This is a genomic window from Mycobacterium sp. 29Ha, from assembly GCF_032883055.1.
GTDB classification, from domain to species: domain Bacteria; phylum Actinomycetota; class Actinomycetes; order Mycobacteriales; family Mycobacteriaceae; genus Mycobacterium; species Mycobacterium gallinarum.
Window position 1 is genome coordinate 1 of record NZ_JAMQTI010000053.1, and the last position, 10,091, is coordinate 10,091.

Below are 10,091 nucleotides of genomic sequence, written 5' to 3' on the forward strand. Positions count from 1 at the left end.
TTACGTGAGGCAACGAATGCCCCCACGCGCGCATCTTGACGTGAGGCAACAGGCTACGCGCGGACTACCAGCGACTCAGTTGGCAGAAGGCCGTCGTCGGACCTGTGTTCTGGACGGCGAGTTGTCCGTCGACCCAGATCTCGCAGTGCGCGTTCGGCGGGGCCTCCATGGCATGGCCCGCCCGGGCCACGCTGATGTACGCCCACTGCGGGTCGGACAGCGTCGCGGTCGCCTCCCACGGGACAACAAAGCTGCCTCTGGTCGAGTAGGCGGCCGCGTCGGCGTTGAAAGCCTGCAAGTCCGCGGGCGAACCGGTCACGTAGTTGATGTCGAAGCTCAGCGGGGCGTCCGCGGTGACAACGTATTTGACGTTTGGTCCCGCCGGAGCGGGATCCTGCCCGGCTGCGGTTGCCTGACTGACCGCAAGTGAGCCTGCTGCAAGCACGAGCGCCGCCCCGACCATCGATGTCGCTTTTCGCATGTTGGTCACATCGCCGCACCGTACCGGACTGTTACAGGCACGTCAGATCAGCTATGCCGCCATGGGCCAACGGCAAATAAACAGCGGTCCTCCGACAGGTTAATTTGTTCGTCACACACAGTCATTTCGCAGAAACACAGCCGCTCTAACGTCCCGATTCGACACCCCAGCGGTGCCACAAATTCTGCACTCCAGCCGACGCTCATCTCCCGATGTGCGCTGCTGATATAGGGAAAGGCTGTCAATGCGACTACCACAACGGTCTTCATTGAGAAGGTCTGCGCTTGCGACGGGAAGCGTCGTCGCTGTGGCGGGCCTGCTGTTGGCGGGCTGTGGAAGCAAGGCGACCGAGTCGGACTCGGCAAACGCCGAATCGTGTGTCGACACCTCGGGTTCGACCATCAAGGTTGGCTCGCTGAACTCGCTGTCGGGAACGATGGCCATCTCCGAGGTGACGGTGCGCGACGCGATCGCGTTGGCGGTCGAGGAAATCAACGCCGCCGGGGGCGTACTGGGTAAGCAGATCCAGGTCGTGGGTGAGGACGGCGCCTCAGAGCCGACGGTCTTCGCCGAGAAGGCCGAGAAGCTGATCAGCAGCGACTGCGTGGCCGCGGTGTTCGGCGGCTGGACGTCGTCTAGCCGCAAGGCGATGCTGCCGGTCTTCGAGAGCGCGAACTCACTGCTGTACTACCCCGTGCAGTACGAGGGTCTGGAGTCCTCGAAGAACATCTTCTACACCGGCGCCACCACCAACCAGCAGATCGTGCCCGCCCTGGACTACCTCAAGGAGAAGGGCGTCAAGTCGCTCTATCTGGTCGGCAGTGACTACGTCTTCCCCCAGACGGCGAACCGGATCATCAAGGCCTACGCCGGGGCCAACGGTATCGAGATCAAGGGCGAGGACTACACGCCTCTGGGCTCGACGGACTTCTCGACCATCGTCAACAAGGTCCGCACCGCCAACGCCGACGCGGTGTTCAACACGCTGAACGGCGACTCGAACGTGGCGTTCTTCCGTGAATACAAGAACGTCGGGCTCACACCGCAGGACATGCCGGTGGTTTCGGTGTCGATAGCCGAGGAAGAGGTCGGCGGCATCGGCGTGCAGAACATCACCGGACAGCTGACGGCGTGGAATTACTACCAGACGATCGACACCCCGGTGAACAAGGCATTCGTCGAGGCCTACAAGAAGAAGTACGGCGCCAACAAGCCGACGTCGGATCCGATGGAGGCGGCCTACGTCTCGGTCTACCTGTGGAAGAACACCGTCGAGAAGGCAAAGTCGTTCGAGGTCAGCGCCATCCAGGAGAATGCGGGTGGCGTCGCCTTCGACGCGCCGGAGGGTCTGGTCACCATCGATGGCGAGAACAACCACATCACCAAGACGGCACGTATCGGTGAGATCCGCCCCGACGGGCTGATCTACACGATCTGGGAGTCGCCCGGCCCGATCGAGCCGGACCCGTACCTCAAGTCGTACCCGTGGGCCGCCGGTCTCTCCGGCTGATTCCGCGGCGAGCGAAGCGACGGAGAGCCACAGCGGTATGGATGTTCTAATCGGGCAGCTGGCAACGGGATTGAGCCTCGGTTCGATCCTGTTGCTGGCTGCGCTCGGACTGTCGCTGACGTTCGGTCAGATGGGCGTCATCAACATGGCGCACGGCGAGTTCATCATGGCCGGCTGCTACACCGCCTACGTGGTTCAGCAGATCATCTCCAGTGCCGGTGCGTCCCTGTTCATCTCGCTGATCGTCGGCTTCGTCGTCGGCGGGGCCATGGGTGCCCTGCTGGAAGTCACCTTGATACAGCGGATGTACCACCGTCCGCTGGACACGCTGCTGGTGACGTTCGGCGTTGGACTGATCCTGCAGCAGATCGCCCGCGACATCTTCGGCGCGCCGGCGGTCAACGTCATCGCTCCGGCGTGGCTGTCCGGTGGCGTGGAGATCTTCGGCGCGGTCGTGCCCAAGACCCGGATCTTCATCCTGGTACTGGCGATCGCATGTGTGGCCGCGCTGGCGACCGCGCTCAAGGTCAGCCCGATGGGTAGACGCATCCGGGCGGTCGTGCAGAACCGCGACCTCGCCGAAACCAGCGGCATCTCCTCGCGCAAGACCGACATCACCACGTTCTTCATCGGTTCGGGCCTCGCGGCCGTCGCCGGTGTCGCGTTGACGATGATCGGGTCGACCAGTCCGACGATCGGGCAAAGCTATCTGATCGACGCGTTCCTGGTCGTCGTGGTCGGCGGGCTGGGCCAGATCAAGGGCACCGTGATCGCGGCGTTCTCACTGGGCTTCCTGAACTCGTTCATCGAGTACAACACCACCGCGTCGCTGGCCAAGGTGATCGTGTTCGTGATCATCGTGATCTTCCTGCAGGCCCGCCCGCAGGGTCTGTTCACCGTTCGCACAAGGAGTTTGGTGTGAGAACCGCTCTCGGCCGTTGGCAGACCTGGGCTGGTTTCGGTATCGCGGCGGTCGTGCTGTTCGGGGTGGCGCCGGTGGTGCTGTCCGACTTCCGGCTGTCGCTGCTCGGCAAGTTCTTGTGCTTCGCGATTGTCGCGGTCGGCATCGGGCTGGCCTGGGGCCGGGGTGGAATGCTGGTGCTCGGCCAGGGCGTCTTCTTCGGCCTCGGCGGCTACATGATGGGCATGCACCTCAAGATCGCGGACGCGCAGATTCGCGGCGACGACGTGCCCGACTTCATGCAGATCGCCGGCGTGCGCGAACTGCCCGGCTACTGGCAACCGTTCGCCTCCCCCGCCTTCACGCTGCTGGCGATCGTGCTCGTGCCGACGGCCATCGCCGCGGCGTTGGGTTTCGGCGTCTTCAAGCGCCGTGTCAAAGGTGCGTACTTCGCGATCCTGTCGCAGGCGCTGGCCGCCGCTCTGGCGATCCTGCTCGTCGGCCAGACCAGCATCGGTGGCAGCAACGGGCTCAACAGGTTTCGCACATTCTTCGGTTTCACGCTGAACGACCCGGCCAACCGCCGGATGCTCTACTTCATCGCCGCGGGAGTGTTGCTGCTGGTCGTCGCCGTGGTCCGGCAGCTGATGCAGAGCCGCTACGGTGAGCTGCTGGTGGCTGTGCGCGACGGCGAGGAGCGGGTGCGTTTCCTGGGCTACGACCCTGCCAACATCAAGGTCGTCGCCTATACCGTCGCCGCGCTGTTCGCCAGCATCGCCGGCGCACTGTTCGCGCCGATCGTCGGGTTCATCGCGCCCTCACAGGTCGGTATCCTTCCGTCGATCGCGTTTCTGATCGGTGTCGCGATCGGCGGTCGCACGACACTGCTGGGTCCGGTCCTGGGTGCGATCGGTGTGGCGTGGGCGCAAACCCTGTTCTCCGAACGTTTTCCGTCGGAGTGGACGTACGCCCAGGGCCTGCTGTTCATCGTGGTCGTCGGCTTCTTCCCGGCGGGTCTGGCCGGACTGGGTGTGTTCCTGAAGCGTCGCCGCAAAGCCAAAGTCGAACCACCTCCGGAGAAGGCCACTGACTCCGACCCCGACACCGAGAAGGTGGGTGCCAGCTCATGACCGAGGTCGACGCGAGCACGGCAAGCAAGGAACCCATCGAGGGCGGCAACGTCGGCATGGGCACCCAGTACCTCGAAGTTCGCGGACTGACAGTCGATTTCGACGGCTTCAAGGCGGTCAGCGACGTCGACCTCACCTTGTTCCAGGGTGACCTCCGATTCCTCATCGGGCCCAACGGTGCGGGAAAGACCACGGTGATCGACGCGATCACCGGGCTGGTGTCGGCGACCGGGTCGGTGAACAAGTCCGGCGTCGAACTGCTCGGTAAGAAGGTGCACCAGATCGCGCGCAGCGGAGTGGGCCGAACCTTCCAGACCGCGAGCGTGTTCGAGCAACTGACCGTGCTGCAGAACCTCGACATCGCCGCCGGCGCGACCCGATCCGCATGGACCTTGTTGCGGCGCCGCAAGGGTGTGCTCCCGACGATCGAGCAGGCGATGCACACCATCGGGCTGACCCACCTGGCCGACAAACCCGCCGGAGTGCTCGCCCACGGACAGAAGCAGTGGCTGGAGATCGGCATGCTGCTGGTCCAGAACTCCGACGTGCTCCTGCTCGACGAACCGGTGGCGGGCATGAGTACCGAAGAGCGTGAAGAAACCGGGAACCTGTTGCGCCGCATCGGTGCCGAGCGCACCGTCGTCGTGGTCGAACACGATATGGACTTCATGCGGGCATTCGCCACGTCGGTGACCGTGCTGGCACGCGGCCAGGTGATCGCCGAGGGTTCGGTTGCCGAAGTTCAGGCCAACCCGAAGGTGCAGGAGGTCTACCTGGGGACCGCCGCGGCAGGCGCCGACGGCATCGAGCTCGTCGAGGAGAACTCCTGATGCTGCAACTGGTCGACGTGCACGCCGGGTACGGCCGTTCCGAGGTCATCCACGGCGCCAACATCGAGGTGCCGACCGACGGCGTCGCCGCCGTGATGGGGCACAACGGCGCAGGAAAGACGACGCTGCTGCGCGCGGCGGTCGGCCTACTGAAGTGCAACTCCGGCAAGGTGCTGTTCGACGGCGAAGAACTCACCAAGCTACGGCCCAGCGCCCGCGTCAAGCGTGGCTTGGCGTATGTGCCGCAGGGACAGCAGTCCTTCGGTCAGCTGACGACGGCCGAGAATCTCCAGGTCGTCGCCGACGGCCGAAAGAACGGTAAGCAGCTGATCGACGAGCAGCTCGATTTGTTTCCCGCGTTGAAGGAACTGCTCACGCGACGGGCCGGCCTGTTGTCCGGCGGTCAGCGCCAGCAGCTGGCAATCGCCCGCGCACTGATCACCACCCCCAAATGCCTGATTCTCGACGAGCCGACCGAGGGCATCCAGCCCTCGGTCGTCGCCGAGATCGAAGCGGCGATCACAGCGTTGACGCAGCGCGGCGGCCTCGGGGTGCTGCTGGTCGAACAGCACATCGGCTTCGCATTGGAATCCGCGCAGCGCTACTACATCCTGGAGGCGGGACGCGTCACGTCCAGCGGTACCGGCGGCTCGGCGTCGGAGGCCGACGTGCGCGCCGCCATGGCCATCTAGGGACGGTCACCAAGCGCGAGCACTGTCTCATCTGCTCCCAACCGGTGCGCCTCGAACGTCAGGTAGGACAACGCCGACACCCCCCACCGGTCCGAACCAGTCCAAATACAACGCCTCAACGGTGCACCGGCAAGCGCGCATCTTCGCCAACATCGTCGCCACAACGACCCCGTGTAGGCCGACAACAGCCAGCACAGTATCCAGTTCCGCGCGTTGTGAGGTCCCCCGCGCGGACACGACATGCATGGGTCCCTATCGGCGCTTGAATCAATACGTATGCCGATGCGCGTCCGGGGTACGTGGTAACTCCATGGCCGGCACGCAAGGAGACCTGATGAGTGATGTAAACATCCGCATACGAAGCCGCGGCGGGAAGATGCACATGCCGCGAAGCCGAGGCGCTGCCACCGGCTTGCTCTTGATTGTCCTGGGTCTCTGGGGTGCGTTGATCCCTTTTCTGGGGCCCTACTTCAACTTCGCCTTCACGCCGGACCTGGAGTGGGCATGGACGGCCGCGCGGGGCTGGTTGCAGGTGCTTCCCGGAGTCGTCACGGTCCTCGGTGGCCTGCTGCTCACCCTTTCCGATAACCGTGCAACAGCGATGTTGGGGGCATGGATGAGCGGCCTCGCCGGCGCCTGGTTTGTGGCGGGGCGCGCCGTTGCTGCGCCGTTGGGGCTCGGTGAGGTGGGCACACCGGTCGCCACGACCGAGACGAAGACCGCGTGGCTGGAGTTGACCTACTTCAGCGGCTTAGGCGCGTTGATCATCTTTCTCGCCGCGCTGTGCATGGGCCGGTTGTCGATGCGGAGCCTTCGCGACATCAGACGTGCAGACGCACCGGTGACCCTAACCGAACACGATGCCGGTCGCGCAGCCGAGCTTATGACATCGAAACCTGTTGAGAGGGTGGATAAGTCAGAAAACGCTGGCGACAGCGACGACCAAACAGCGCGACGCCGTCGAGTGAGCGATTTGTTCCATCGCCGGCATTCAACATCGGCTCGTTGATGGTCAACTTGGCCCGCCGAAGGCGAGCATTCTGTCCGACACGCGGCGTAGGTCGTCCATGACGTTGAAAGACGGGGGTCCGCGCGACACCCCCGGATTTCTCGGAGCGATCAGCCAGCGGCGCACTGCGATTCTCGAGGCACTGCGCAGCAGGCTATGGCCGGTGCCTGCGCTCGGCGTGGTCACCGCCGTCGCCGCCGGCATCGTCCTTCCCGAACTCGATGCGGCCCTCGACGCGCACATTCCCCCGACGCTTTCGGAATACTTGTTCGGAGGCGGGGCCGACGCAGCGAGGGAGGTCCTCGGGGCCGTCGCGACGTCGCTGATCACCGTGACGTCGTTGACGTTCTCGCTGACCTTGATCACTCTGCAGCTGGCCAGCAGCCAGTACACGCCCCGGCTCCTAAGAACATTCGCAGCGGATCAGTTCGTTCAACGAACCCTCGCGTTGTTCCTCGCAACGTTCGTCTACGCGTTGACGGTGCTGCGTACAGTCCGCAACGACAGCGACGGCGGCGCGGAGTTCGTCCCCCAGATCGCGGTGACATTCGCTTACATGATGGCTATGGCCAGCGTTCTGGCCCTGGTCCTGTTCCTCGGGCATCTGGTCCGACAGATTCGGATCGAGACCATGCTCAACCACGTCCGCGCCGACATCGGTGACACCGCAGCGCGCATGCTCGATCGACTCGACGAGACCCCCGACCGCGACTTCGCACCGCGCCCGCCCGCCAATGCGGCGATCGTCACGGCGCGATCGTCGGGATTTCTCGTCTCGGTTGACGAGAAGTCCCTGCTGGCGGCGGCCACAGACGCCGAGGTCGCGATATGGATCGACCGTCCGGTGGGGTCCGATGTCGTGGCGGGGATGCCGGTGGCGTTCTGCTGGTCCACCGACCAGCAGGGTGTTGCCCTCGACGAAGAGCGGCTGGCATCATTGCGCGCGCGGGTGGCCGGCGCCCTGCAAACCGGCATCGAGCGCACCACGACCCAGGACATCGGCTACGGGCTCCGCCAGCTGACCGATGTGGTGATTCGCGCGCTGAGCCCTGGCGTCAACGACCCCACCACCGCGGTGCACGGACTGAATACATGCAGCGCGGCCCTGTGTGAACTCGCCGGATACCGCTTGGGACAACGGATCCTGCGAGATGGCCGCGACATACAACGGGTGGTGGTGGCGCGGCCAGACCTGCCCGAATTGCTCGATTTGGTGTGCAGTCAAGCGCAGCACTACGGCGCAAGCGATTCCGCAGTGCTGGAAAGGTTGCTGACCCTGCTGCGCGAACTTGCGTGGGTGGTGGTCCTGCCCTCACACCGGAAGGCGGTCGCAGATCGTCTCCGAAGGCTGGAAACCGCAGCGGCAGAGCAAGGATTCGACGCAGTCGACTGCACCCGCCTGGAGCGGTGCGCCCAGGACGTCCGTGCGGCACTCGAGCGGCGCTGGACGCCAACCTCTGACGCCGCCGTTTAGTCCCGGAGGTGCTGAGCGGAAGCCGCTGCGGTGGTCTCGGTACGGGCACCGGGTAATTCCCCCGGTGCCCGTGAATCCATTGTTCCTGGAGGTCTATTCGTTGCTGACACTCTCAACCGTCCGATGCGCGAACAATCGCCAATCCCGCCAACGCTGACCAGTCGCCGATCTTGTCTGTAGCGATGACGCTGAGCGACCCATCGGACTCGAGTACCACCGCGGCGACCTGCCTGACGTCGCCCTGTCCGGTCGACCGGATGGCTTGGCGAATCTGGTCGATACTGACGCGCTGGCCCCTCAGCGCCTCCTCCAGGTAACGACCCTGCGAGACAAGGAGAGTAGGTCGCGCGGTCACCACCGCCCGCCCGAGCCTGAACCGCGATGAAATGGTCGCCGCGAGGAATTGCAACACGGCGAGCAACGCGAGCGCCGTCACGCCCTCGGCGAATGACACGTCGGAGTTGAGCAAAATCGTGGCCAGAGTGGAACCGACCGCGACGGTGACCACCAAGTCGAACGCGTTGAGCTTGGCCAACGTGCGCTTCCCCGATATTCGCAGTACCACGATCAAGCTGATGTAGGCCGCGGACCCGATCAACACCACCCTGGCGATGTCACTCCACGCATCAAACCACATGTCATTCAGCTACTTTCGTCGGATCCTCGAACCCTGCCCGAGAAGGGGAGCACACACGCGCGGCCGAGGATGCATCGACACACATCCCTTGACGGAGTCGCGCCAATGTGCCGTTCAAGAGTCGCGATACCTGTACCTGCGAGACGTTGAGACGTATGGCAATTTCCCGTTGCGTCAGGCCGTCGACGAAACGCATACCCAAAATTGCGCGCCGCCGCGGATCCAATTCAGCGATGACTTCTCGCAGCACGATGAGATCCTCGACGAAGACGAAGGCTGGATCGTCCGCGCCTACTGACTCGCCGATACTCACTGCTTGTGCTCCCTGAGGTTCGCCGCGGGGAGCATCGAGCGACAGCGGCCGGTAAGCCGAGTGCGCGGACTCGGATTGCGATACGTCGTCAACGTCGACGCCGAGTTCTCTTGCCACTTCTTGATTCGTCGGCGGTCTACTCAACCGCTGAGACAGCATGTCCACCGTGCGCCGCATCCTGAGCTGCGTCTCCTGAACCTTACGGGGGACTCGCATCGACCAGGTGCTGTCGCGAAAGTGCCGTTTTACCTCTCCCCGGATCGTCGGCACCGCGAACGCCATGAATCGACCCTTGCCCGGCACAAAGCGGTCGACACTCTTGATCAACCCGAGTCGGGCGGCCTGCTTCAAATCGTCAGCTGGCTCACCTCGGCCGACAAACCGGTAGGCAATGTTATCCGCGATTGGCAGACACTCGGTGATGATGCGTTGCCGTCGTCGTCGGCGCTCCTCATGGTTGGCGCAGTCGGCCATCTGCACCAACCGCTGCTCGATGTTCGTCCAGCCGAGAACACGCGTGGCGGGTGCGGTTTTCGTTCCAGTGCGCTGTGTGACGGTCACGTCGGCTCCTTCCGCGGCGCAGAAGAGACTTGATGCCCTCCGATTGCTACCCGTAGAGCGCCTACCCCGATGAAAACGAGAAACCGGTCCGCGGCTTGATCGTTGCCTAATCGCAATCACGACGCGGTGATAGGCCCCCTGAAGCGCCGAACGCTCATGCAATCTGCATGCAGGCCTCAGGCTGCTCTTAGGTTGGCGAAGTAGTCCACCGGCTCCGGCACAGAACACTTCGGCAGCAAGGTATCAACTGCGCCCGATGGGGCACCGTGTCTTCGACAGGAGGGCGCCTCGTATTCGCGCCAGCGGTTCGACGGCGCCCGTGTCAGCAACACATCGCATCGCGTCAACGGAGGAGATCAGTCAATGCAGTTCAAAGCATGGGCTTCGGCGTTTGTTGGAACGGCGGCGTTGGCCGGGTGCGCCGTCGGGTGCGGTGAGGATCCGGTGCTGGGCTCATCCAACCGCGGCTCTGGGTCACACACGGAGGACACCAGCGTCTGGACTACCCCAGGTTTTGTTCCTACTCGGGTGCGAGGGCCGGGGTTGGCTGACT

The 10,091-nt window shown here is 64.0% G+C and carries 10 protein-coding genes and 1 pseudogene; 8 read left to right on the plus strand and 3 right to left on the minus strand.

Going from position 1 to position 10,091, the window contains the following annotated elements:
• Positions 1–64 precede the first annotated feature (64 nt).
• Positions 65–481, minus strand: a complete 417-nt coding sequence (locus M1248_RS32920; protein WP_163737018.1) for a hypothetical protein — start codon at positions 479–481, stop codon at positions 65–67.
• Between the two features lie 244 nt (positions 482–725).
• Here M1248_RS32920 and urtA point away from each other — a divergent pair, with 244 nt between their 5' ends.
• The 7 genes from urtA to M1248_RS32955 all read left to right on the plus strand — a co-directional run bounded on the left by urtA (position 726) and on the right by M1248_RS32955 (position 8,027).
• On the plus strand, positions 726–1,991 hold the full coding sequence (gene urtA / locus M1248_RS32925; RefSeq protein ID WP_317150893.1) for an urea ABC transporter substrate-binding protein: 1,266 nt from the start codon (positions 726–728) through the stop codon (positions 1,989–1,991).
• Between the two features lie 37 nt (positions 1,992–2,028).
• Positions 2,029–2,913 carry an urea ABC transporter permease subunit UrtB gene (urtB, locus tag M1248_RS32930; RefSeq protein WP_163727084.1) on the plus strand — a complete coding sequence of 295 codons (885 nt, stop codon included), beginning with the start codon at positions 2,029–2,031 and terminating at the stop codon, positions 2,911–2,913.
• Entirely contained in the window at positions 2,910–4,022 is a 1,113-nt protein-coding gene (gene urtC, locus M1248_RS32935; RefSeq protein WP_317150894.1) for an urea ABC transporter permease subunit UrtC, read from the plus strand. Before urtB ends, urtC begins: the two co-directional genes overlap by 4 nt.
• On the plus strand, positions 4,019–4,852 hold the full coding sequence (urtD, locus tag M1248_RS32940; protein ID WP_317150895.1) for an urea ABC transporter ATP-binding protein UrtD: 834 nt from the start codon (positions 4,019–4,021) through the stop codon (positions 4,850–4,852). Before urtC ends, urtD begins: the two co-directional genes overlap by 4 nt.
• Positions 4,852–5,544: an urea ABC transporter ATP-binding subunit UrtE gene (gene urtE / locus M1248_RS32945; RefSeq protein ID WP_163727074.1), complete on the plus strand. Its 693-nt coding sequence runs from the start codon at positions 4,852–4,854 to the stop codon at positions 5,542–5,544. Before urtD ends, urtE begins: the two co-directional genes overlap by 1 nt.
• Positions 5,545–5,854: 310 nt before the next feature.
• Entirely contained in the window at positions 5,855–6,553 is a 699-nt protein-coding gene (locus tag M1248_RS32950) for a hypothetical protein (protein ID WP_410506780.1), read from the plus strand.
• A 58-nt stretch (positions 6,554–6,611) separates the two neighbouring features.
• Positions 6,612–8,027 carry a DUF2254 domain-containing protein gene (locus M1248_RS32955; protein ID WP_317150896.1) on the plus strand — a complete coding sequence of 472 codons (1,416 nt, stop codon included), beginning with the start codon at positions 6,612–6,614 and terminating at the stop codon, positions 8,025–8,027.
• Between the two features lie 112 nt (positions 8,028–8,139).
• Here the strand turns inward: M1248_RS32955 and M1248_RS32960 are convergent, their stop codons facing one another.
• Positions 8,140–8,664, minus strand: coding sequence for a DUF421 domain-containing protein (locus M1248_RS32960; RefSeq protein ID WP_317150897.1), 525 nt, complete (start codon positions 8,662–8,664; stop codon positions 8,140–8,142).
• Position 8,665: 1 nt separating this feature from the next.
• Positions 8,666–9,451 carry a sigma-70 family RNA polymerase sigma factor gene (locus tag M1248_RS32965; protein WP_317150899.1) on the minus strand — a complete coding sequence of 262 codons (786 nt, stop codon included), beginning with the start codon at positions 9,449–9,451 and terminating at the stop codon, positions 8,666–8,668.
• Between the two features lie 450 nt (positions 9,452–9,901).
• Here M1248_RS32965 and M1248_RS32970 point away from each other — a divergent pair.
• Positions 9,902–10,091: pseudogene (locus M1248_RS32970) on the plus strand (hypothetical protein); the annotation flags it as partial.

Coding starts and splice junctions, on each gene's coding strand:
- M1248_RS32965 (WP_317150899.1), bottom strand. CDS start 9,451: ATGGCCGACTGCGCCAACCATGAGGAGCGCCGACGACGACGGCAACGC.
- urtA (WP_317150893.1), top strand. CDS start 726: ATGCGACTACCACAACGGTCTTCATTGAGAAGGTCTGCGCTTGCGACG.
- M1248_RS32955 (WP_317150896.1), top strand. CDS start 6,612: ATGACGTTGAAAGACGGGGGTCCGCGCGACACCCCCGGATTTCTCGGA.
- M1248_RS32960 (WP_317150897.1), bottom strand. CDS start 8,664: ATGTGGTTTGATGCGTGGAGTGACATCGCCAGGGTGGTGTTGATCGGG.
- urtD (WP_317150895.1), top strand. CDS start 4,019: ATGACCGAGGTCGACGCGAGCACGGCAAGCAAGGAACCCATCGAGGGC.
- urtE (WP_163727074.1), top strand. CDS start 4,852: ATGCTGCAACTGGTCGACGTGCACGCCGGGTACGGCCGTTCCGAGGTC.
- urtB (WP_163727084.1), top strand. CDS start 2,029: ATGGATGTTCTAATCGGGCAGCTGGCAACGGGATTGAGCCTCGGTTCG.
- M1248_RS32920 (WP_163737018.1), bottom strand. CDS start 481: ATGCGAAAAGCGACATCGATGGTCGGGGCGGCGCTCGTGCTTGCAGCA.
- M1248_RS32950 (WP_410506780.1), top strand. CDS start 5,855: ATGGCCGGCACGCAAGGAGACCTGATGAGTGATGTAAACATCCGCATA.